The organism is Micromonospora sp. NPDC007271 (genome assembly GCF_040634005.1).
In the GTDB taxonomy this organism is placed as follows: Bacteria; Actinomycetota; Actinomycetes; order Mycobacteriales; family Micromonosporaceae; genus Micromonospora.
Map to the genome: position 1 here is coordinate 16224 of NZ_JBEYER010000068.1, position 24712 is coordinate 40935.

The following is a 24712-nucleotide window of genomic DNA, read 5'->3' on the forward strand; positions in this document are numbered from 1 at the left end:
GTGGCCTTGCTCACCGGAGCTCACCCCACCGGGCCGGCCGCACCGCTTCGACCTCACCAGTCGCATGCAGTTCCCCGAAATCACCCACCACCACCAGGGTGCGGTCTGGTAGCGCCCCCGATGCTCAGCCGCGCCGGTATCAAGGAGGAAGCACACGATGAGTAGACGCGTGAGGAGGACGCCCGTCTGGGCCGCGCTGGCCGCGCTGGTCATGGGAGGGGTCGTCGGCCTGCCGTCCCCGGCCCACGCCGCCGGCCCGATCCTGCCCGGTAACGAGGGCGACGTGGGGGTCTACACCAACGGGCAGAGCCACGTCATGGAGATCGGCGACCCCGCCTACACCAACGTCAGCGAGGTTGCCGCGCAGCTCAAGCCCGGGGTGCCGTTCACCGCGGCGAACATGCACCAGTCGATCTTCGACAAGGACCTCGCCGCCGGCGGCACGGACTACTACCTCGACCGGGTTCTCGGCGTCCGTGGGACGCTCGGGGCGGCGGTGCTGATGACCCGGGGCCGCTCCCTGTACATGCGGGGCGCGAGCGCCAACAACTTCACCACCATGGGCTTCGCCGGCAGCGCGTACGTCGGCGGCCCGAACAACCTCGGCAACCTCTACACCGTCACCGTGCCCGGACAGACCATCACCGAGGTCGGCGCGAACCGGTTCAACGCGCCGAGCCACGCCGAGGGCCGGTACACGATCGGCACCACCGGCGTCACCGCCGACCTGACGAAGTTCATCAGCTACGACAACGTCGCCGTCACCGCCATCGACTTCACCAACGCCGGCAGTGCGCCGGCGACGTTCACCGTTCGCGCCGCCTCGCCGCTGGCCACCCAGCCCGGCAAGGGCGAGGCCGAGCTCACCGGCACCCGCACCATCACCAGCGGCGCCAACAACGGCCTCGTCGACACCCCGTGGAACACGGTCACGGTCGACCTCACCGGTGCCGGCTTCACCCGTAGCGGCACCAACCTGGACCGCCAGATCACCGTGCCCGCCGGCGGCTCCGTGTCGCTGTCGGTCGTCGGCGCGGTCTCCTCGGCCACGCTGCCGAAGACGGTCGAGAGCTACCGGGAGTACGCCGCGATGCCGCCGGCCCAGGCCGTGCGCACCGGCATCACCGAGTTCAACCGCCGCTGGGCCCAGGACGTCCCCTACATCAACGTCCCCGACCCCGCGCTCGAGAAGGCCATCGTCTACCGCTGGTGGGGCGAGCGCTACAACACCCTCGACGCGAACGCGTCCGGCTACGTCTACCAGTACCCGACCACCGTCGAGGGGTCGAACCTCTATCAGAACGCCATCGCGCTGACCCAGCCGATGCACCTGCAGGACACCAAGTGGCTGCGTACGCCCTACCTGCCGTACGGCCAGATCCTCAACATCGGTGAGCTCTCCGGCGCCTCGGCCTTCCTGGACAGCCCCGGGCACACCAGCTGGAACAACCACTACTCGCAGTACATCGGCACCGCCGGCCTCGAGGCGTACAACGTGCACGGTGGCGGCAAGGAGATCGCGCGCAAGTTCGCCCAGTACTTCGAGGGCGACGGCGTCGGCCAGCTCGAGCACTACGACGGCAACAAGAACAAGCTCATCGCCTACGACACCAACTACATGCCGGGCAACGACGCCGACGCCATCTCCTTCGGCTTCCCGAAGTCCAACGCCGGCGCGGCCGGCGCGCGGACGATCGAGCGCCCCGAGTCGGCGTACGTGTGGGGCGCGTTCGACGCCGCCCGGCAGCTGTACCAGATCTCCGGCGCCGACCAGGCCAAGGTCGACGAGATGGCGGCCGGCGCCGACGGCATCCGGGACGCGATCCTCAACCAGCTGTGGAGCCCCGACATGCGGATGTTCCTGGCCGGTACGTCGTACGGAGCCACCAGCGCGGCCAGCTCCAACGGCCGGGCCAACCCGCTGCCCGTCTCGGCCCGCAACCTGATCCCGGCCAAGGAGTCGAACCTCTACGACGTCTACGCCGAGAACCTCATTCCGTTCGACCAGTGGCAGAAGTACGTCGACGGATACCGCTTCCTGACCTACGGCGACAACTTCCCGATCTTCCCGTTCTACACCGCCAACCAGTACGACCGGTCGGCCTACGGGATCGGCGGCTCCAACAACTTCTCCAACATCAACTTCACTGTGCAGTACCGCGGCGTGCGCTCGGCGCTGCGCCACTACGACCCGGAGCAGAAGTACATCACCCCGGCGTACGCCAAGCGGCTGCTGGACTGGATGGCCTGGAGCATCTACCCGAACGGTGACGCGCGCGTCGCGAACCAGGCGGAGTACTACTCCAACTGGAACCCGACCACGAAGACCTACAACCGGAACAACCCGAACCACGTGATGCTCGGGAACATGAACTACATCTTCGTCGAGGACATGGCCGGCCTCCAGGCGCGTTCCGACGACAAGATCGAGCTGTGGCCGATCACGTTCGGCTACGACCACTTCATGGCCAACAACCTGCGCTACCACGGGCACGACGTCACGATCGTCTGGGACCCCGACGGCAGCAGGTACGGTCTGGGCGCCGGCTACAGCCTGTTCCTGGACGGCGAGAAGAAGGTCAGCACCGACCAGCTCGGCAAGCTCACCTACGACCCGAACACCAACCAGGTCACCGCCGAGGACGGCCTGACCGTCACCTTCAAGGCGGGCGCCGGGACCAACTTCCCGACTGCGGTGAACACCACCATCAAGGACGACCGCGTCGTCGGCTACCTCAAGACGGCCGGCGTCGACCTCACCCAGGACGCGCCCAACCTGGCGGCGGGTGCCACCCTCAACTCGTCGTACACCCAGCAGGGCGCGCGGCCGACGCCGTGGCGGCAGTTCCACACGCCCGGCTGGAGCACCACCTCGATGAACCACACCCCCGGTGCGATCAAGGAGACCGAGCGACCGGTGTCGCTGGCCGCCCTGACCGACGGCAGCACCGCCAACGAACCGTACTGGGGCAACTACGGCACCACGGAGAAGAACGGCTACGTCGAGCTCGACCTGGGGTCGGCCAGGTCCTTCGACAACGTGAAGGTCTTCTTCGTCAGCGATCGGCAGGCCGGTGGCTACCGGGAACCCGCGCGCTGGTGGGTCCAGGTGCCCGACGGCAACGGCGGGTGGAAGGAGGTGCCGAACCAGTTCAAGAACCCGACCGTCCCGGCGGCCAAGTTCAACGAGGCGCTCTTCAAGACCGTGACGTCGAACAAGCTGCGGATCGCCTTCACGAACAGCCCGACCCTCTACACGGCGATCTCCGAGATCCAGGTGTTCGACTCGGGTCGCGAGGTGCCGCCCGTGTCCAACCAGGCCCCCGTGGTCACCGCCACGCGCGACGGCTCGGCGGACGGCAACCTCTCCACCAGACTGGTCGGCACGGCGTCCGACGACGGCATCCCCTACGACAACGAGCTCACCTTCGGCTGGGAGACCGTCTCCGCGCCGCAGGGAGCGGGTGTCATCTTCGCCGACCCCAAGGCGCTGGCGACCCGGGTGACCGGCACCGTCCCCGGTGACTACGTGTTCCGGCTCTTCGCCGACGACGGCGACAAACGCTCGGCGGCGACCGTGGCGGTGACCCTCACCAAGCGGACGATCTCCGCGGAGTTCGGCTCCTCGGCGACGACCACCACCAGCGGTACCGCGTCGTGGGAGAACCACCAGCGGGTCAACGACCCGAGCACCCCGAGCAGCTCGAACCCCGGCGCCGGCAACGGCTGGGGCAGCTGGGGCCAGCAGCAGAACGGCACCAGCGTCGCGCAGGCGGCGTGGATCCAGTACGCCTGGACCTCGCCGGTGCGGCTGTCGTCGACCGACATCTACTGGTACGACGACAACGGCGGCACCCGCCGGCCCACGGCCACCACCTACGCCATCGAGACCTCCTCGGACGGCACCACGTGGACGCCGGTCACCCTCACCAAGGGGTCCACGTACGCAGGCGGTCTGGCCACCAACGCCTACAACCATTTCGATTTCGCGCCGATCACGACCAGCCGCCTGCGCATCCGCATCTGGGGCGTCCAGGGCGCCGGCGCGGGCACCGGCGTGCTGCGTTGGCGCGCCAACGGCGAGACCGTGGACTCGGTGCGCTCGCCGGTGCTCATCCGGACCGGCGTGGGCGCGGTGCCCACCCTGCCGAGCACGCTCGACGCGGTCTACGCAGGCGGCGCCCGCGGCACGGTCGGGTTCACGTGGCAGGAGATCACGCCTGAGATGGTCGCGGAGCCCAACGTCGACCCGTTCGTGGTCTACGGCACGAACGACGGCTACGGCCTGATCGCCGAGGCCCGGGTCTACGTGCGGCCCGAGATGTCCCAGGGCGGCATCTCGATCCAGGGCGCCGAGACGTTCCAGCAGACCGTCGAGGTGGGCGAGCTGCCGTACCTGCCCGGCAAGGTGGAGGTCTCCTACAACGACGGCTCCCGGGACAACCAGGCCATCGGCGTCGACTGGGACTTCGACGAGAACATCGTCAAGACCCCCGGCCGCTACACCGTCGTCGGTGACCTGATCCTGCCCGACTACGTCAGCGAGGCCGGCACCACGCGGACCACGCTGACCCTCACCGTGGGCAAGGACACGGTGGCGCCGACGACGACCCTGACCTGGTCGCCGGCGGAGCCGAACGGCGACAACGGTTGGTACACGACGGCCCCGTCGTTCACGCTCGCCGCGAGGGACGCGTTCGGCGTGGCCAGCACGCAGTACCGGCTCGACGACGGTGACTGGACGACCTACGGGGACGCGCCGGTCGTCGTCGACCAGCAGGGCACCCACCGGGTGGAGTTCCGCTCGACCGACACCAGCGGCAATGCCGAGGAACCGAAGGCGGCCACGGTCAAGGTCGACACGGTCGCGCCGCGGGCGGAGTTCTCCGCCACGGTCGGCATCGGGTACTTCGGTTCGGTCCCGCCGGCCCCCACGTGCACTGCGACCGACGCCACCTCTGGTGCGGCCGGCTGCGTCGTCAGCGGCTACCGCACCGACGTCGGCACGCACACCATCACCGCGACGGCGACCGACGCCGCGGGCAACGTGGGCACGGCCACCCAGACGTACACGGTGCTGCCGTGGACGCTGAAGGGCTTCGACAGCCCGGTCGACATGGGCGGGGTGCTCAACACGGTCAAGGGCGGCAGCACCGTGCCGATGAAGTTCCAGGTCTTCTCGGGCACCACCGAGCTGACCGACCCCGCGCTGGTCACGATCGAGGCCAAGCAGGTCACGTGCGCCGCCGGCGCACCGACGGCCGAGATCGAGGCGCTCGACAGCGGTGCCACCGCACTGAAGTACGCCGACGGCGTGTTCCGGTACAACTGGAAGACGCCGGCCAGCCCCGGCGCCTGTTACGCGGTGACCGCCACGACCCGTGACGGGTCCGCTCTCACCGCACTGTTCAAGCTGCGCTGACCGGGAGCTGAGGTACGCGGAGGGGCTGCTTCGGCAGCCCCTCCGCTGCGCGTTTACCGCATAGACGCATTGACATCGCTGATGTTAGCGGTAACACTAGAACGCCTAGTCTGCCCAGCTGATCTGTAGGTGCATTCAAGGGAACGGCCTTGAGCGCGCTCACACGCGGGCCGAATCAAGGGGAGTGACAAGTGGGCAAGCAGTTCTCCCGACGAAATCTGCTCCGGCTGGGCGTGTTGGCATCCACCGCCCCCGCCGCGATGACCATCACCTCGGCCACCGGTATCTCGGCGGCCGTCGCCGACGGTGGCCGGGCGGAAACCAGCGAGAGTCCGGTGCCGCTCGGCCGCCCGGTAGTCGGGCCGTTCGACCTCGACCAGGTGACCCTGCACGAGGGGATCTTCCAGCAGAAGCGTGACCGGATGCTCAACTACGCGAGGAACTACCCGGGCACCGGCAACGTCCTCGACGGACCGGACCGGATGCTGCATCTGTTCCGGGTCAACGCCGGCCTGCCGGCCCCCGGCACCTGGCCGGGTGGCTGGGACACCCCGAACCACCTGCTACGTGGGCACTTCACCGGGCACTACATGACGCTCCTGTCCCAGTCCTACGCCGCCACCGGCGAGGAGAGCTTCCTCGACAAGCTCGACTACCTGGTCGAGGAGTTGGGCAAGTGCCAGCGGGCGCTGGACCAACGGGAGGTCGGCCGGGTCGCCGGCCGGTCCGGTAAGGCGGTACGGCTCAGCGACCCACATCCGAACCAGTACGTGCTGCTGCCCGCAGGGCTCCTCAACGGCGTCACCGACGTGACGATCGCGGTCTGGCTCAAGCTGGCCACCAGCCAGAGCAACGCCAAGATCTTCAACTTCGGCACCGGTTCGAGTGCGTACCTGTCGCTGTCTCCCTGGGCATCGGCCAGCACGGGTCCGCGGTTCGCGATCACCACCAGCGGCAGCGGCAACGAGCAGCGTGTCGACGGCGCGAACAACTCGGTCCCGGTCGGCGAGTGGGCACACGTGGCGGTCACGATCTCCACCGCGGACAGCACCGGCCGGCTCTACGTCAACGGAGTCCAGGTCGGCGCGAACACGATCCGGTTGACGCCGGCCAACCTGGGCTCGACCACGAACAACTGGATCGGGCGCTCGCAGAGCACCAACGACCCGTACCTCAACGCGACGGTGGACGACTTCCGGATCTACCACCGTGCCCTGACCGGGGCCGAGGTGCAGGCACTCGCCACCGCGGAGCCGGCACCGGGATCGCCGGAGCTGACCAGCCTGGTGGCCTGGTACCGCTTCGAGGAGGAGGGTGAGACGGCCCTCGACCACTCGGGCAACGGCCGTGACGCCACCATCATCGGCACGAGCTACCCCGGCTTCCTCGCCGCCTTCCCCGAGGGCCAGTTCAGCCGGCTCGAACCGCCGACACTCAGGGAGAACAGCGGCGCCAACGCGGTCTGGGCGCCGTGGTACACCTGCCACAAGATCATGAGGGGCCTGCTCAACGCCTACCACCTGACCGGCAACGAGGAGGCGCTGGACATCGTCTTCCGGATGGGGGACTGGGTCCACCACCGGCTCAGCCGGTACAGCCAGGCCGAGCTGGATCGGATGTGGAACATCTACAGCGCTGGCGAGGCCGGCTCGATGAACGAGGTCATGGCCGAGCTCTCGGCGCTCGCTCCGGACGACGATGCGAAGGCTCGGTACCTTCAGGCCGCCAAGGCGTTCACCTTCACCACGATGTTCAACGCCACGCTCGCCGAACGCGACGAGTTGAACGGGCGGCACGCCAACCAGTACATGGCGCCGAACATCGGCTACCTGCGGATCTTCGAGCAGACCGGCGTCGAGGAATACCACACCGCTGCCAAGAACTTCTGGGCGATGGTCGTCCCGCACCGCACCTTCAGCAACGGCGGTGCCGGCCGCAGCGAACACTTCGGCGTACGAGGTGTGATCACCTCCGGCTTCACCTCGTCCTCGGACCCGCGGCACGCCGAGACCTGCTGCGCCTACAACATGCTCCGGCTGACGCGGAATCTGTTCTTCCACGAGCCGGATCCGGCGTACCTGGACTTCTACGAGAAGGCACTGCACAACCAGATCCTCAGCTCACGCCGGGACATCGACAGCGTCACCGCCACCGAGGTGACCTACCACCAGAACATGTGGCCTGGCCGGTCGCGGAGGATCGGCACCACCATCGAATACAGCCGGTACGGCGGAAACGGTAGCTGTTGCAACGGCACCGGCGTGGAGAGCCACACCAAGTACCAGGAGTCGATCTACTTCCAGTCGGCGGACGAGTCGACGCTCTACGTCAACCTCTTCATCGCCTCGACGCTGACCTGGCCCGGCCGCGGATTCGTCATCACCCAGGAGACCCAGTACCCGACCGAAGGCGCCAGCAGACTGCGGTTCGACGAGGGCGGCGGCCCACTCAAGATAAGGCTCCGGGTGCCGTCGTGGGCGGTGAAGGGCTACACCGTCCGGGTCAACGGCCACCGCCAGCGGCTCACCGCCCTACCCGGCAGCTACGTCACCCTCGACCGGCGTTGGACCCGCGGCGACGTCATCGACATCTCGATGCCGTTCAGCTTCCGGGTGGAGAAGGCGCTCGACAACAAGTCGATCCAGTCCATTCTCTATGGCCCCACCCTCATGGTCGTCCGGGACGACACGCCCAGCTACCGGGAGTTCAGCTTCTTCAAGGACCTGAAGCTGGACGGCGACCTGGCCGCCGCCATCCAGCCGACGAATGTCCCGATGCACTTCACGACGCATGGCTACACCCTGGCGCCGTACTACATCTCCGATCCGGTGCCCGGGCAGTTCAATGCCTACCATCCATACGTGAAGCGGGTCGAACCGGAGGTCGTCTTCGGGCCGGCCACCACCGGCGTACCGAACGACGGCATCCGCGACGAGAACGGCGAGACGTTCCTCGACCGGGTCTGGGAGACGGCACCGTTCCGCAACCACGGACAGTTCCTCACGCGGGTGCAGGAGGTCCTGGACGAATGGCTCGCCGCCGGGCGGCACACCGAAGCGCAGCGGCAGGCCATCTTCCTCGCCGCCGCCAGGTCCGAGCGGGATCTGGCGCTGTGACCGCTCCGATCCGCCGAGACCGGTGGCTGGCCCTGCGCGTGTTTCGTTGAGATCAGCCGGCCCGGCGGGAGACGCCTCCCGCCGGGCCGGCTGGGTCGTCGCTCAGGGCTTCCGGCTGCCGCTGCTGGCTCGGACCACGAGCGTCGGCTCCACCGGCAGCGGGTTCGCCCGCCCGAGGGACGGGTCTGCGGTCAACAACTCCAGCAGCGCGGCGACGCACCGACGGCCGACTTCGTCGAAGTCCTGCCGGATGGTGGTCAACGGCGGGGAGAAGTAGGCGGCCTCCGGAAGGTCGTCGAAGCCGACCACGCTGACGTCGTCCGGCACCCGCACGCCCCGCTGGTGGAGGGCGCGGAGCAGGCCGAGCGCCTGGTGGTCGTTGGCGCAGAAGACCGCGGTGATGTCCGGGCGGTCGACGAGGGTCTGACCGATCTCGTAGCCTGCCCGCGGGCTCCAGTCGCCGGCGATGACCGGCGGGACGCGACGGCCGGCCGCCTCCAGGGCGAGCCGCCACCCGTCGATACGGTCGCGGGCCTCCAGCCAGTCGCGCGGCCCGGCGATGTGCCACACGGTCTCGTGCCCGAGCGCGAGGAGGTGCTCGACGGCGAGGCGGGCGCCGGCGACCTGGTCGACCGAGACGTTGGGCAACTCACCGCCGCCGCCGGGCTCGACCACCACCGCGGGTACGCCGGTGGGCAGGCCGTGTACCGCGGCACTGACCGTCGGGGCGATGAGCGCGACCCCGGCCACCGACTGCTCGGCCAGGGCGTCGATGGCGGAGGCCACCCCGGCCCGGTCGAGCCGCTCCAGGGTGACGATGCTGATTCCGTAGCCGGCGGCACGGGCCGCCCGCTCGATGCCGAGCAGGGTGGCGGCCGGGCCGTAGAGGATCGTGTCGAAGCTGACCACACCGATGACGCGGGAGCGCCGCCTGGCCAGCCCGCGCGCCAGGGCATTGGGCCGGTAGTTGAGTTGGTGCACGGCCTGCAGCACCCGTTCCCGGGTTTCCTGCCGCACGCTCGGATGATTGTTCAGCACTCGGGAGACGGTTTGATGAGAGACGCCGGCAAGCCGTGCGACATCGCTCATCACGGCGGCACGTACGGCCGGCTGTGGAATCATGGCGCCTCCCCTTCGCGGTCATCGTAGACCCGCTGCTTCCGCCGCTCGGAGCCGCACGGCCCGGCCCTACAGCAGCGGTGGGGTGGGCCGCGCGGCTCTCGGTGGCGGTCGGGGTCATCGATGCGCTTCCGCGGGCGGGACGCCGACAGCAAATTGAGATTAGTCGATTACAATTTCGGCTCAGAATCCTCTGGCCAGTCGGAAGTAGGCCTGATTCGCGCGGATCTCCTGGGCCAGCCGCCGGGACGTCGTGTCGGCGTCGATGACGAGAAGCTCGGTGCCGGTCATCTCGGCGAGGTCGTGCAGCTCCTCGGTCCCGACGGCCTGCGACAGGACCGTGTGGTGCGGTGCGCCCGCGGTGAGCCACGCCTCCGCGGAAGCGGCGAGGTTCGGCCGAGGCCGCCACACCGCCCGGGCGACGGGCAGCTTGGGCAGCGGCTGTGGCGGGGCGACCACGTCGATCTCGTTGGCCACCAGCCGGAACCGCTCGCCGATGTCGGCCAGCCCGAGGACCACCGCCGGGCCCGGCCGGGCGTCGAAGACCAACCGCACCGGGTCCTCGCGCCCGCCGATGCTCAACGGATGGATCTCCACGGCCGGCGTCGCGGCGGCGATGCTCGGGCAGACCTCCAGCATGTGCGCGCCGAGGACGAGTTCCTGACCAGGGGTGAGGTCGTAGGTGTAGTCCTCCATGAAGGAGGTGCCGCCGTCGGTCCCGACCGACATCGCCTTGAGCGTGCGCACCAGTACCGAGGTCTTCCAGTCTCCTTCCCCGCCGAAGCCGTAGCCGTCGGCCATCAGTCGCTGCACGGCGAGGCCGGGTAGTTGCCGCAGGCCGCCGAGGTCCTCGAAGTTGGTGGTGAAGGCGCCGAACCCGCCGGCCTCGAGGAAGTCCCGCAACCCCGCCTCGATGCGGGCGGCGTAGCGCAGGGAATCGTGGCGTTCACCGGCGGGCCGCAGCGCCGGGTCGAGGCGGTAGCTGTCGTCGTACTCCTTGACCAGCTCGTCGATCCGCGTCTCGGCGACGGCGTCGACGGCGTGTACCAGGTCGTTCACCCCGTACGTGTTCACGGAGACGCCGAACCTCAGCTCTGCCTCGACCTTGTCGCCCTCGGTCACGGCCACGTCGCGCATGTTGTCGCCGAAACGGACCAGCCGCAGCGACCGCATCGTCGAGTACCCGATCGCGGCTCGGGTCCACGCCGCAATTCTGGCGATGACCTGGGGGTTGCTGACGTGCCCGGCGACCGTCTTGCGGGCGACTCCGAGGCGGGTCTGCGCGTACCCGAACTCCCGGTCGCCGTGGGCGGCCTGGTTGAGGTTCATGAAGTCCATGTCGATCTCGGACCACGGCAGCGCCACGTTCGCCTGGGTGTGCAGGTGCAGCAGCGGGGTACGCAACGCGTCCAAGCCGGAGATCCACATCTTCGCCGGCGAGAAGGTGTGCATCCACGCGATGACCCCCACGGCTCCCTGTGCCGCGGCGTCGCGGCAGACGGCGAGGATCTCCGAGCTGGAGGTGAGTACGGGCTTCCAGACCACCCGGGCGGGAATGGCGGGATCGGCGTCGAGTCGAGCGGCGATCTGCTGGGACTGAGCGGCCACCTGACGCAGGGTCTCGGGGCCGTAGAGGCCCTGGCTGCCGGTGAGGAACCAGACCTCGGCGGCCGGGGATGGGCTGATCATGGGGTTGCCTTCCGGTGGGCGGGTGGTGAGTTACTTCTTGCGGATGGCGATGAGGCGTTGCAGGAGGATGAACGCGAACAGCAGGCCGCCGATCACGATCTTGGTCCACCAGGAGTTGAGGGTGCCGTCGAAGGTGATCAGTGTCTGGATGACACCGAGGACCAGCACCCCCAGCACGGTGCCGAGTACATAGCCGGCACCGCCGGTGAGCAGGGTGCCGCCGATGACCACCGCGGCGATCGCGTCCAGTTCCATGCCGACGGCGATCAGCGGGGCCCCCGACAGGGTGTAGAAGGACAGCAGGATGCCGCCGATCGCCGAGCAGAGCCCGCTGATCGTGTAGACGGCGATGCGGGTGCGGCCGACCGGCAGACCCATCAACAGTGCCGACTGGGGATTGCCCCCGATGGCGTACACGTTGCGGCCCAGCCGGGTGTACGCCAGCGTGTACGCGGCCAGGGCGACCACCGCGACCGTGATGAGGACGCTGACGGTCACGAAGTTGTCGCCGATCCTGATCCGTTCCTGCGCGGCGGCCGTCCAGAAGCCGTCGGAGATGGGCACGGACACCGAACTGATCCAGGTGCACAGCCCACGGGCGAAGAACATGCCGGCCAGGGTGACGATGAAGGGTTGAATGTCGAAGAAATGGATGACGCAGCCCATCACGAACCCGAGCGTCGGACCGATCAGCAGCGCGATCAGCAGCACCAGCGCGGATGGCAGACCTTCGCGCAGCAGTGCGGCCGACACCATTGCGGTCATCGCCACCACCGAGCCCACCGACAGGTCGATTCCGCCGGTGAGAATCACGAAGGTCATGCCGATCGCGACGACGAGCAGGAAACCGTTGTCGATGAAGACGTTGAAGATGACCTGGATGTTGGAGAAGGCCCGGTACTGCGAGACGCCGATGCCGTACATGAGGAGCAGCAGGCCGAGGCTGACCAGCACCGGGACCTGTCGCCGCGGCAGCCGCCACCACGTGGGTCGGCCCAGCCGCGGGGTCAGTTGTGTCGTGCTCATGGGGCTGCCACCTGCTCCTTCTGCTGGTCGACCGGGACCGGCGGCGGCGCCGCGGCACCTCGCCGGCGGCGGAACCTGGCGCGGAACGCCGGCGCCTGGATGAGGCAGACCACGATCACCACCATCGCCTTGAACAGCAGGGAGGTCTGCGGGTCGATGTTCATGGCGTACACGGAGGTCGTGAGGGTCTGGATGATCAGCGCGCCGACGATCGTGCCGCTCAGGTAGAAGCGCCCCCCAGCCAGCGACGTGCCGCCGATGACCACGGCAAGGATCGCGTCGAGCTCGACCCACAGCCCGGCCGAGTTGCCGTCGGCGCTGGAGACGTTCGCGGTCATCATGAACCCGGCCACGGCGGCGCAGGCGGCGCTCACGACGTACACGAGGAGCTTGACGCGCCGCGCGCGGATGCCCGCCAGCCGGCTGGCCTCGGCGTTGCCGCCGACCGCCTCGATGATCATCCCGAGTGCGGTGCGGCGGGTGAGCACCGCCACCGCCAGCGTCACCGCCAGGGCGAGGATGATCGCGAACGGCAGGGTCAGCAGATGCCCGGTCCCGATCATCCGATACGGGCTGCTGTTGATGGTGATGATCTGCCCAGAGGTGACCAACTGGGCCAGGCCGCGTCCGGCGACCATCAGGATCAGGGTGGCAATGATCGGTTGAATGCCGATCACGGCGACCAGCATCCCGTTCCAGGCGCCGAGGAGCAGGGCGACCCCGGCGGCGATGACCAGCGCGGTCAGGACGGTCCCGACGTCGCCCTGGTCCGGCTGGCGACTGATGTAGAGGCAGGCCACCGCGCCGCTGACGGCGACCACGGACCCCACGGACAGATCGATGCCACCGGTGGCGATCACGAGGGTCATGCCCAGGGCGACCAGGATCAGCGGGGCGCTGAGCCGGAGGATGTCGATCAGACTGCCGTACAGGTGCCCGTCCTTGACCTCGATGGCCAGGAAGCTCGGCCGGTAGACCGCGTTCGCCGCCACCAACGTCACGAGCACCACGACCGGCCAGAACAGCCGGTGGCCGGTGACGCCCGGCAGGCGCGCCTTCCAGGTGGTCATGCCTGGTCCCGCCCTTTCTGCTCCGCTCCGCTCGCGATGACGCGCATGACGCGTTCGGCGTCGAGGCTGTCGTCGTTGGCCAGTTGGGTGACCAGCTGCCGGTCGCGCATCACCGCGACCTTGTGGCTGAGCCGTAGCACCTCCTCCAGCTCGGCGGAGATGAACAGCACCGCCATCCCGCCGTCGGAGAGCTGCACCACGAGGCGCTGGATCTCGGCCTTCGCGCCGATGTCGATCCCGCGGGTCGGCTCGTCGAGGATCAGCAGCCGCGGCTCGGTGATCAGCCACCGGGCGAGCAGCACCTTCTGCTGGTTGCCCCCGGAGAGGTTGCGCACCGGCATGTCCGGGTCGTTCGGGCGGATGCTCAGCGCCTCGACGTAGCGCCGGACCAGCTCGTCCTGGCGACGTCGGGGCACCGGCCGCAGCCAGCCGCGGGCCGCCTGCATCGCCAGGATGATGTTCTCCCGCACCGACAGATCGCCCACCAGGCCCTCGGTGCGCCGGTTCTCCGAGCAGAACGCGATGTTCCGGTCGATGGCGGCGACCGGTCCCCGAATGGTCACGGGCTGGCCGTCCACGGCGAGCCGGCCCCGGTCGGCCCGGTCGGCGCCGAAGAACAACCGGGCAACCTCGGTGCGTCCCGATCCCAGCAGCCCGGCCATGCCGACCACCTCACCCTGATGGATGGTGAGGCTGAACGGCGCCACGGAGCCGGTCCGGGCCAGGCCGGTCGCCTCGACGACCGGGACGCCCGTCTCGACGGCCGCCAGGTCCCGCCCGGCCTGCTCGTCGAGTCGCTCCAGGGTGTCGAGTTCCTTGCCGATCATCTTTTCCACCAGGGCGTACTGCGGTAGGTCCGCGGTCGGGTACTCGCCGACGAGACGGCCGTTCCGCAGTACGGTGATCCGGTCGGCGATCTCGTACACCTGGTCGAGGAAGTGCGTGACGAAGAGGATCGCGATGCCCTCGTCGCGCAGCTGGCGCATGATGCGCATCAGTTGCGCCACCTCGTCGGCGTCCAGGCTGGACGTGGGCTCGTCGAGGATCAGCACCCGGGCGCGTACGTCGACGGCGCGGGCGATCGCCACCATCTGCTGCACGGCCAGGGAGTAGCCGCCCAACAGCTCGCCGACGTCGATGTCCAGGTCGAGGCGGGCCAGCAGGGTGCCGGCCCGGCGGCGCATCTCTCGCCAGTTCACGGTCCCGAACCGCTGCGGCTGGCGCCCGATGAAGATGTTCTCCGCCACCGACAGGTTCGGGCAGAGATTCACCTCCTGGTAGACGGTGCTCACCCCCGCCGCGGTGGCCTGCCGGGGACCGGTGAAGGAGACGGGGGCGCCGTCGAGCATGATGGTGCCGGCGTCGCTGCCGTACACCCCGGTCAACACCTTGATCAAGGTGGACTTGCCGGCGCCGTTCTCGCCCATCAGGGCGTGCACCTCGCCAGGGAACAACCGGAAGTCGACACCGTCGAGGGCGCGAACCCCGGGGAAGAACTTGCTGATCGCGGTCATCGTCAGGACCGGATGCCTATCCGACATCCCACCAGACCTTTCGTGATTGTCGTCAGGTGCCCGGTCGCCGTGACCGTTCACGGCGGCCCGGCCCGTCGGCTCACGGCGCGGGGGAGTGGTCCGGGCCGGTGGTGTGCTCGACACCACCGGCCCGATCGTCGTGCCGGTCACCGTTCGCGGCGTACGCGCTGCGAGCCGGTACCGGCTCGTCAGTACTTCCGGTTCGGCAGGGCCTCCTTGGCCTGCTCCTGGGTGAAGGTGGTCTCCTCGGTCTCGATCCGGGGCGGCACCTGCTCGCCGGCGTGGACCTTCTTGGCCAGGTCCATCAGCTGAGGCCCGAGCAGCGGGCTGCACTCGGCGATGAAGTTGAACTTCCCGTCGGCCAGCGCCTGCATGCCGTCCTTGACCGCGTCGACGGTGATGATGGTGATGTCCTTGCCGGGCACCTTGCCCGCGGCGGTGATCGCCTCCAGCGCGCCCAGGCCCATGTCGTCGTTGTGCGCGAACAGCACGTCGATCTTCGGGTTGGCCTTGAGGAACTGCTCCATGACCTGCTTCCCGCCGGCCCGGGTGAAGTCACCGCTCTGGGACGCGATGATCTTCAGGTTGGGGTTGGCGGCGATCGCCTCCGCGAAGCCCTTCTTGCGGTCGTTGGCGGGTGCCGACCCGGTGGTGCCCTGCAGTTCCACGATGTTCACCGGGCCGGTGGCGGACTTGGTCTGTTCGACCAGCCACTCGCCGGAGAGCCGGCCCTCCTTCACGAAGTCCGAGCCGAGGAAGGTCTTGTAGAGCGACTTGTCGGCCGAGTCGACGGCGCGGTCGGTCAGGATCACCGGGATGCCAGCGTCCTTGGCCTCCTTGAGCACGGTGTCCCAGCCCGACTCCACCACCGGCGAGAAGGCGATGACGTCGACCTTCTGCTGGATGTAGTTGCGGATCGCCTTGATCTGGTTTTCCTGCTTCTGCTGGGCGTCGTCGAACTTCAGCTCGATGCCGGCCGCCGCGGCAGCCTCCTTGATGGAGTTGGTGTTCGCGGTGCGCCAGCCGCTCTCGGCACCGACCTGCGAGAACCCGAGGACGATCTTGCCGTCCCCGCCGTCTCCGCCGTCGCCGCCGGTGTCGCTGTTCGAGCACGCGGCCAGCCCGGTGGCGAGCAGCCCGGCCGCCAGAACCGTCGCGAACCCGCGACGGCTGATGGTGTTGCCGGTCTTCCTCATGACATGACTCCTTACGGGGGTGTGGTGGGGTTGGGGTACCTGGCTGTGAGTGGCGGCTGGTCCGGGCCCGTGCCTACCGGTCGGTGGACGGGACCGGTGTCTGCCCGTAGACGTTCTGGTAGCGCTCGTAGAGCGAGTCGACATGCTCGGCGGCGATGGGCACCGGCTGGCCGAGGACCCTGGCCAGGTGCGCGGTGCGGGCCACGTCCTCGCACATCACGGCGGCCTTGACCGCTGCCCTGGCGTCCGGACCGATGGTGAAGACGCCGTGGTTGCGCATCAGCACCGCCGGGGAGCGGTGCCCGGAGAGGGTGGCCACGACGCCTTTGCCGATGTCGTCACCGCCGATGAGGGCGAACGGGCCGATCGGGATCTCGCCCCCGAACTCGTCGGCCTGCGCGGTGAGATAGCAGGGGATGGGCTCGCCCCGTGCGGCCCAGGCGGTCGCGTAGCTGCTGTGGGTGTGCACGACACCACCGACGTCGGGCATCGACCGGTAGACGTAGGCGTGTGCGGCGGTGTCGCTGGACGGCGAGAGGTGACCCGCCACCACGATCCCGTCGAGGTCACAGACCACCATGTTGTCGGGGCGCAGGTCGTCGTAGGACACCCCGCTCGGTTTGATCACCATGAGGTTCCGCCCGGGCACCCGCGCCGAGACGTTGCCGGCCGTCCAGGCCACCAGGCCGTACCGGACGAGTTCGGCGTGCAGGGTGGCCACCGTCTCGCGCAGCCGCGCCACCTCGGCGCCCAGGGCGAGCTGCTCGCTCATGCCGTCACCTCCAGGGAATGCGCGGCCTCGCCGGCCGGTGCGTGGTTGGCCGCCGACCGGGCGGCGTTCCGGATGGCACGTAGGCGCAGCAGCACCTCGTCGCCGCCGCGGCCGAAGTGATCGTGCAGCCGCCGGTACTCGGCGTACAGCGCGTCATAGGCGCGGGCCCGCTCGGGATCGGGCAGATAGGCGTCGCGGTCGACCCGACCCATCGCCGCGGAGGCCGCGGACACGTCGGGGTAAATCCCCGCCGCGACCGCCGCGTGGATCGCCGAGCCCAACGCCGGCCCCTGCGCCGAGCCGATGATGCCCAGCGGCCGGTTCGTGACGTCGGCGTAGATCTGCATCAGCAGCGGGTTGCTGGTCAGTCCACCCGCGACGATGAGCTCGTTCACCGGCACCCGCGCGTCGGCGAACGCCTCGATGATCATGCGGGTCCCGTACGCGGTGGACTCCAGCAGCGCGCGGTAGATGTCGGGCGGCCGGGTGGCCAGGCTCAGCCCGACGATCACCCCGCTCAGGTCATGGTTGACCAGCAGCGACCGGTTGCCGTTCCACCAGTCCAGCGCCACCAGCCCGTGCGCGCCCACGGGTTGGGCGGCAGCCTGGGCGGTCAGCAGCTCGTGGGAGGCGAACCCGTCGGGGGCGGCGTGTTCGACGTACCAGCCGAAGATGTCGCCGACCCCGCTCTGGCCTGCCTCGTATCCCCAGCGGCCGGCGCTGATGCCGCCGTCGACCACGCCGCACATGCCCGCCACCTCGGCCAACTCGGTGCCGTTGACGACATGGCAGGTGGAGGTACCCATGATGGCGACCAGCCGGCCCGGTTCGAGGGCCTGCGCGGCGGCGGCGGTGACATGGGCGTCCACGTTGCCGACCGCCACGGCGATGCCCTGGGGGAGGCCGGTCCACGCCGCGGCCTGGACGGTCAGCCCGCCGGCGCGGGTACCCAGGGCGGCCAGTGGACCGTCGATCTTCTGGACGAAGCCGGCGAAGTCCGGGTTCAGCGAGGCGAGGTAATCCCGGGACGGGTAGCGGCCGTCCTGGCGGATGCCCTTGTACCCTGCGGTGCACACGTTGCGGGTCTCGGTGCCGCACAGCTGCCAGACGATCCAGTCGGCGGCTTCGATCCACCGCTCGGCCCGGGCGTAGATCTCCGGGTCCTCCTCCAGCAGTTGCAGGGCCTTGGCGTACTGCCACTCGGCGGAGATCTTTCCGCCGTAGCGGCCGATCCAGGGCTCACCGCGCTGGTGGGCCAGGGCGTTGATGCGGTCGGCCTGCTGCTGGGCGGCGTGGTGCTTCCACAGCTTCACGTAGGCGTGCGGGCGGGTCCGCAGGTCGGGCAGCTCGCACAACGGGGTGCCGTCGGCCAGGGTGGGCAGCACCGTACAGGCCGTGAAGTCGATCCCGATCCCGATGACCTGCCGGGCGGCGACACCGCTGGCGGCGAGTGCGGCGGGCACCGCGTGTCGCAGCACGTCCCGGTAGTCGTCGGGGTCCTGCAGCGCCCAGTCGGCCGGCAACGGCTGCCCGTCGGCGGCCAGGACGGAGTCCATCACGCCGTGCCGGTAGGCGTGGACGGCGGTGCCCAGTTCGGCGCCGTCGCGTACCCGTACCACCAGTGCCCGCCCGGACAACGTGCCGAAGTCGACGCCGACGACGACCTGGTCGTCCGCTCCCCCCGTAGTGGTCATGCCATCCTCCGCTCGCCTACTCGGCACAGTGTTAGCGCTCACATTAGATTCGTCAAGGTCTCTGGGAGAACGTCCTGGTAACTTCTGCCGCCGCGCGTGCCGAGCCCCTTGCTACTTCGGCTCCTCGAGCAGCCCATGGACCCTCCGGTCGGGCCAGCATGGCGAGGCCGGCTCTGTGCACGCTCACATTCGGGGTGCCCCGGCAGCCTCCGGCCGCCGTCGGCGACCGGTCGGCACGGGTGGCAAGACTGGTCCCGGTCGTGGGCCTGCCCTTGCGGGGCGACCCACGACCGGGACGTCATCGAAGCGCTCTACTTCCTGGCCGAGGCACGCCGGAAGCGCCGCCCGAACCTCATGGTGCGAGTTCGTTCTTTGCCCGGGCGGCGGTCGAGACGACGAGGTCCTTCTCCGCTTCGGTGAAGATGCCGGCCCGCAGGAAGGCGTCAGCGGTGCTGGCGACCGCCGACTGGAAGCCACCGTGGTTGGCGAAGGGCGCCTGATCCCACACCAGGTCGAGGAAGGTCGGGCCGTCGTCGCCGGGTGAGGGGATACCCGCCACGGGAACGTCGTACTTCGGCAGTCCGTCGTTGCGCTTGTAGTTGGGCACCCCGGTGTCGATGGACCCGAAGACGACCGTCGGTTCGACCCGGCGGAAGTACGACGAGGCGGCCTGCGAGTCGCTGATGTAGTACGGCCGCAGGGTGAGGCCGTGGGTGGTGAAAAGCAGGTCACCGGCCGCGGTGGTACCCGCGTGGGTGATGGCCGCACGGGCGTAGTCGCCGTCCCGCTTCAGGTACCGGTAGAGGGACAACTCGCGGTAGTTGCCACCGCCCGGGTTGCCGAGGATCTGCATGAGGATGGGTCCCCAGAAGATCGCCTGGGTGTCGGGGCGGTCCAGTGCCCGCTCGATCCGGATGCTGAACGGCATCCGGATCTCGATGGTGTCGCCCGGCTTCCAGGTCCGGCTCAGCGTGACGTAGGTACCCGGCTTGGCGTCGACCTCGGCGTCGGCGCCGTTGATCGTGACGAAGAAGCCCCGCCGCACCCAGCCCGGTACCCGCAGCTTGATGTCGAGTCGGCCGCTGCCGTTGACGACCAGCTTCGTACGGTCGTCGCGGGGGTAGCTCGTCTCCTGGGTGACGGTGAAGCCCTTCTCGGCCCAGGTCAGGGTGGAGGGCAGGAACAGGTTGACCCACAGCGTGCTGCCGTCGGCCGACTTGAAGTAGATCGTCTCCTGGTACTTGGTGTGGTTCTCCACACCCGTCCCGCCGCAGCAGGTACCGGTGTTGCCGTAGCTGCGAGTGGTGCCCGGGGTCAACGGCTGGAAGTAGGTGACCTGCGGGTTGCTGACGCTCGTGCTGTCGGCCCGCGAGCCGAGGATCATGTTGAGCAGGCCGCGCTCGTAGTAGTCCATGTACGCCGGGTCGTGCTCGTGCAGGAACAGGTTACGGGCCAGCTTGATCATGTTGTACGTGGTGCAGGTCTCCGCGCCGCCCTGCGCGATCGCGTTCGCGATGTTGTCCCGGTTCTGGAACATCTCGATGTTGTTGTTGGAACCGGGGTAGTTGCCGCCGGTCCCACCGTGGGCGAACATGCGGTGCGGGACGACCATGCCGAAGAAGTTCTTCGCGGCCTGGAAGTACTCCCGATCGCCGCTGTGCTCGTACACGCGCAGGTATCCGACGAACTGCGGTACGTGCGAGTTGGCGTGCAGGCGGTCCGGGCGGCGGCGGCCGGGCCTGGTCTGTGGCGTGGTCACGAGGATGTCGCGGTTCTCGACGCAGGCGTCGAACAACGACTCGCGGTTGTCGAAGAACTTGGCGGTCTCCAGGTGCTTCCCGTCGCCGGTGAGCGCGTAGATCTCGGGGAAGACCTCGCCTGCCCCACCGGACTCGCCGGCGATGTAGAGGTCCCACATGTAGTTCAGGTTGTCCCGCGTGATGGGGCCCGTGTAGTTGGGGTGGTTCTTGTCCCCGACGGTCAGCGCGAGGTGCGCCCAGTTCGCCATCTTGACCACGACGTCGCGCGCCGTCTCGTTGTCGGTGTGGTAGTAGGCGTCGAGCAGGCCGCGCATGATCTTGTGCTGGGTGTACCAGGGCGCCCAGGTGTTGGTGTTCGCGTTGCCGCCGTAGACGGCCCAGCGCGGCGGCCCGAGCCGGAGCACCGCGTCCTCCGGGATCGCGCCGAGGTAGCCGGGGTGGGTTGGGATCCACAGGGCGTTCCCGCTGTCCTGGGCCGCCACGACGCCGGCGTCGCGGCCGTTGGGCGAGGCGTCCTTGAGGGTGGTGCCGCCATCCTCGTCGAACCGGTACCAGGCGATGGTCCCGCCACCGGTGCTCCCGGCCGGCGCGTCCAGCAGCGACTGCACCTCCTCCTGGCTCAGGGCGCGGTCGAAGACGTGGAACTCGTCAATGGTCGCGTCCAGGAACGGGTCGCCGTACTGCGATCGCCCGATCCACCGGTTTCCGGGGTTTCCGAGGTGGGACGGGTTGAGGGTCATGTTCGTGTTCCTGCCGGCCTGCTGACCGTTCACGTACAGCGTGCCGGTGTTCTGCGACAGCGTGACCGCCAGGTGCACCCACTGATTCGTCGGTAGCGCGGCGTTACCGTTGATCTGCTGTTCCTGGCCCGAGCCGCCGACCGTGATGGCGAACCTCGGCACGTTGCCGGTGACGCCGGCGCGCGGGGTCAGGAACATGTTGACCGTGGTGTTCTGACCGAAGTCGAACAGCCGGCTCCAGTTCTGCGTGGAGGCGAGGTTGACCCAGGTGGCGATGGTGAAGCTGGTGAGCTGGCTGATTGCCTCCTGAGGGAGGGTCACGTACTGGGCCTTGCTCGGTCCATTCAGGCGAAGGCCGTTCCCGAAACGGCCGGCCACCCGGCCGATCTGCGGCTGCTGCGGATCCTCACCGCCCGGCCCGCCGTTGCCCATTCGCGCGTTGATCGCCACCTGGCAGGCCGCGAGCTCGTTGACCATCCAGTCGAGCTTGCTCTTGAAGATCGGCTCGCCCTGGTCGGCGTAGCTCTGCGCGAGAGCCGTCATGAAATGACCGGCCCAGTGGCCGCTGAGCAGCCCGCCGTCCTCCCAGCCACCGGGGACCGACACGCCCGGCGGGTTCGGCCGACCGGCCTGGTTGTTGAACAGGACGAGGAACCGTCGCTCGTCGAACTGCCGAAGGTAGTTCTTCATGCGGTCGCGCTTCTCCTGCAGCAGGCCGTTGCCCAGCTTCACCTCCCGCAGCGGGAACGGCCTGACCGGGGCGGTACCGCCGGGACCGAGATCGGCCGAGGTCGTGCCGAGCCCGGTCGTGCCGAGGCCGGTCGGGCCGGCTGCCGGCTCGGTGGTCGTTGCTGCCGCCGCGGCGGGCGCCGGGAGAACGGCGGCGCCGGCGACCGCAGCGACACCGACGGCTGATGCCTGAAGGAGTTGACGTCGGTTGACCGCGCTCTTGTCGGAATGGGTCACTGAGGATCGTCCTTCCACATGGGGTGCGCTGACCGCTGGGCCAGGCTCCTGCTCGCTGTATCTAGATCGGGATCCGCCGGGTCGAAGTCGCCGGCCGAGGGCTCAGGTTCTCCTCCGCGCGTGCCGGCACCTCCCGGGCGGGCCGCCCGTGGCGTCGGGATGTTCGGCGGGTTTCCGGCCATCAGGCCGGCGCGAGGCTCGTCGTCAGGTGTGACCTATCGCATCGCTCATCCTCCAGTGTGTCGGAGTGCTGCTCCACGGAAGTCGGAGTCCGTGGCCGTCGCGAGAGGGGCCGAGTCGTCGGTCGCGAGGCCCCTGATGACTGGCAGTGTGAGCGCTAACTCAGGGCCGGTCAATCCCTACGAGCGGGTAAGACGGAGTGATTGACACATGCTGGAAACGTATCTATGTTAGCGCTCAACTTGGACCGGCCTGGTTGCCGAGCATGCCCGGCCGCAGCTCGACTCCCGACTTGGCTGGGCCGGTGCCGACGGGTGCGCGGGCGAACGGCAGCGCACAGTGGACTTCCGGTGCAAGGAGGCAGTGTGGCCGCCGAGTTCGGCATCTCCGAGTTGTGGGATCCGGCGGTGCGCCGTGACCCGCACCGGTTCTACGACCGGGTACGCGACAGTGGTGGGCCGGTACTCCAGCTCGATCCGGCAGGCAACCGCCTCTGGGTGATAGCCGGGCATGCCGACGTGCTGGCGGGGCTGCGCCATCCGGCGATCGGACACGAGGTCCACCGGCTCTGCCCCGACGTGCAGCGGTCGACCCCGCGGCCCCTGTCGGAGGTGGCGAGAATCGAGTCCCGCCAGCTCATCAACCTCGATCCGCCCGACCACACCCGCCTGCGCGGGCTGGTCAGCGGCGGCTTCACGGCGCGAGCGGTGGCCCGGTTGGAGCCCTGGATCACCGACCTCGCCGATCGCCTGGTGGCGCGGGCACGCGGGCGGGGACGCGTCGACGGGGTGAGCGATCTTGCCGACCCGCTGCCGGTCAACGTCATCGCGGAACTGGTCGGCATTCCCGAGCCGGACCGACCACGGTTCCGGGCCTGGTCGGCCGCGATCGTGTCGGGCAGCATCGACGGCCCGAACGCCACCGTCGAGTTCGCCGCCTACCTCGATGAGCTGGCGGCCCGGCGTCGGGCGGTGCCGGCCGATGACCTGATGTCGCAGCTGGTGGGCTTGGCGGAGCGGGGCGGCCCGCTCGACCGCGACGAGCTGGTGGCGCTCGTGCAGCTGCTGCTCGTCGCCGGCCAGGAGACAACCGTCGACCTGGTCGTCAACGGCATTCGTCTGCTGCTCACGCACCCCGAGCAGTGGCAGGCTCTGCGAGACGACCCGTCGCTGGCGGCGGCGGTGGTCGAGGAGACACTCAGGTACCGCGGTCCGGTCGAGATCGTGCCACCTCGATTCGCCCTGCAGGACCTCGAGGTGGCCGGTGGGCGGATACCGGCGTTCGATCGGGTGGGGTTGTCGTTGTGGGGAGCCAACCGCGATCCCGCGGTGTTCGACCGACCACACGTGTTCGACATCCACCGCACCGACGTTCGCAAGCACATCGCCTTCGGGCACGGGATCCACTTCTGCCTCGGCGCCCACCTGGCCCGGCTGGAGAGTCGCATCATGTTCGAACGGATCGCGCAACAGCTCCCCAACCTGCGGCTCGCGGTGGATCCGGCCGACCTCGACGGCTTCCGTCTGCATCAGGACGGGCTGCCGCTGCTCGTCTGACCCAGGGCACGGAGGACGGCGCCGAGCCCGGGCTGGCACCCGGCCTCGGCCGGGTCCGGGGTCCCGGCCGGTAGCTCCACGACCAGCGTAGGTTCGGACGCCATGCGGATCATCAAATACACCCATGCGTGCGTACGACTTGAGCACGACGGTCGGGTGCTCGTCATCGACCCCGGCACGTGGAGCGAGCCATCCGCCCTGGCCGGCGCGGACGCGGTGCTGGTGACGCACGAACACACCGACCACGTCGACGTCCTTCGCCTGGCCGGGCTCGGCGTGCCGGTCTACGCGCCCGCCGAGGCGAACATTCCGCGGCTGGAAGTCACCGGCGTGTCCCCCGGCGAGGACTTCACCGCCGCCGGCTTTCGGGTACGGGCGGTCGGCGGGCGGCACGCGGTCATCTACGGTGGCCAACCGGACTGCGCGAACCTCGGCTACATCGTCGACGAGGCGGTCTACCACCCCGGTGACTCGCTGCACGTCCCAGAACAGCCGATCGAGACGCTGCTGGTCCCGGCCCAGGGATCGTGGCTGAAGATGGCGGAGGCGATCGACTTCGTCAGGGCGATCAGACCGCAGCGGGCGTTCGCGATACACGACGCCCAGGTCAACCATCGCGGGCTCAGCAGCATCAACGGTTGGCTGTCCGAGGAGACCGGCAACGGCTACCGGTATCTGGCACCGGGCGAGTCGGTCTGAGGGCCGTCCCTGGCTCCCACCGAGCCAGGTGCGCCTTCGCCGCCCTGGCCGGCGCCGCGCAACTCCAGCGGGCACAACCATCGCCTCGTCAGTGCGGGCGGGGCCGCACGGTCGAGGCGATGTTGACCGGTGGGGCGGACAAATGGGTTGGGCCCCCGGGGGGCCGAGGAAA

At 69.0% G+C, this 24712-nt stretch carries 13 protein-coding genes; 4 read left to right on the forward strand and 9 right to left on the reverse strand.

The window, feature by feature from the left end; all coding sequences use genetic code 11:
- The first annotated feature begins 157 nt into the window (after positions 1–157).
- Positions 158–5422 carry a PxKF domain-containing protein gene (locus ABZ570_RS22780; RefSeq protein WP_358066989.1) on the forward strand — a complete coding sequence of 1755 codons (5265 nt, stop codon included), beginning with the start codon at positions 158–160 and terminating at the stop codon, positions 5420–5422.
- Between the two features lie 191 nt (positions 5423–5613).
- Positions 5614–8538, forward strand: coding sequence for a beta-L-arabinofuranosidase domain-containing protein (locus ABZ570_RS22785; RefSeq protein WP_358066992.1), 2925 nt, complete (start codon positions 5614–5616; stop codon positions 8536–8538).
- 102 nt (positions 8539–8640) lie between these two features.
- On the opposite strand, the gene ABZ570_RS22790 is transcribed toward ABZ570_RS22785, so the two are convergent.
- The 9 genes from ABZ570_RS22790 to ABZ570_RS22830 all read right to left on the reverse strand — a co-directional run bounded on the left by ABZ570_RS22790 (position 8641) and on the right by ABZ570_RS22830 (position 22105).
- The gene (locus tag ABZ570_RS22790) at positions 8641–9660 is read right to left on the reverse strand and encodes a LacI family DNA-binding transcriptional regulator (RefSeq protein ID WP_358066995.1); all 1020 of its coding nucleotides are present in this window, start codon (positions 9658–9660) and stop codon (positions 8641–8643) included.
- Positions 9661–9840: 180 nt separating this feature from the next.
- A complete protein-coding gene (gene araA / locus ABZ570_RS22795; protein WP_358066998.1) occupies positions 9841–11346 on the reverse strand; it encodes an L-arabinose isomerase in 1506 nt (501 codons plus the stop codon).
- Positions 11347–11376: 30 nt separating this feature from the next.
- Positions 11377–12372, reverse strand: a complete 996-nt coding sequence (gene yjfF, locus ABZ570_RS22800) for a galactofuranose ABC transporter, permease protein YjfF (RefSeq protein WP_358067001.1) — start codon at positions 12370–12372, stop codon at positions 11377–11379.
- A complete protein-coding gene (locus ABZ570_RS22805) occupies positions 12369–13442 on the reverse strand; it encodes an ABC transporter permease (protein WP_358067004.1) in 1074 nt (357 codons plus the stop codon). The genes yjfF and ABZ570_RS22805 overlap by 4 nt, the downstream gene beginning before the upstream one ends.
- Entirely contained in the window at positions 13439–14983 is a 1545-nt protein-coding gene (locus ABZ570_RS22810; RefSeq protein ID WP_358067007.1) for a sugar ABC transporter ATP-binding protein, read from the reverse strand. The genes ABZ570_RS22805 and ABZ570_RS22810 overlap by 4 nt, the downstream gene beginning before the upstream one ends.
- Before the next feature lie 182 nt (positions 14984–15165).
- Positions 15166–16173 (reverse strand): ABC transporter substrate-binding protein, encoded by a 1008-nt coding sequence (locus ABZ570_RS22815; RefSeq protein WP_358067010.1) that lies wholly within the window; start codon positions 16171–16173, stop codon positions 15166–15168.
- 73 nt (positions 16174–16246) lie between these two features.
- On the reverse strand, positions 16247–16945 hold the full coding sequence (locus ABZ570_RS22820; RefSeq protein ID WP_358067013.1) for an L-ribulose-5-phosphate 4-epimerase: 699 nt from the start codon (positions 16943–16945) through the stop codon (positions 16247–16249).
- Positions 16942–18639: a ribulokinase gene (gene araB / locus ABZ570_RS22825; protein WP_358067016.1), complete on the reverse strand. Its 1698-nt coding sequence runs from the start codon at positions 18637–18639 to the stop codon at positions 16942–16944. The genes ABZ570_RS22820 and araB overlap by 4 nt, the downstream gene beginning before the upstream one ends.
- A 352-nt stretch (positions 18640–18991) precedes the next feature.
- Positions 18992–22105 (reverse strand): beta-L-arabinofuranosidase domain-containing protein, encoded by a 3114-nt coding sequence (locus tag ABZ570_RS22830; protein WP_358067019.1) that lies wholly within the window; start codon positions 22103–22105, stop codon positions 18992–18994.
- 545 nt (positions 22106–22650) lie between these two features.
- Between ABZ570_RS22830 and ABZ570_RS22835 the strand changes: the two genes are divergently transcribed.
- Entirely contained in the window at positions 22651–23841 is a 1191-nt protein-coding gene (locus ABZ570_RS22835; RefSeq protein ID WP_358067022.1) for a cytochrome P450, read from the forward strand.
- A gap of 102 nt (positions 23842–23943) precedes the next feature.
- On the forward strand, positions 23944–24540 hold the full coding sequence (locus tag ABZ570_RS22840; RefSeq protein WP_358067026.1) for an MBL fold metallo-hydrolase: 597 nt from the start codon (positions 23944–23946) through the stop codon (positions 24538–24540).
- Positions 24541–24712: the final 172 nt, after the last annotated feature.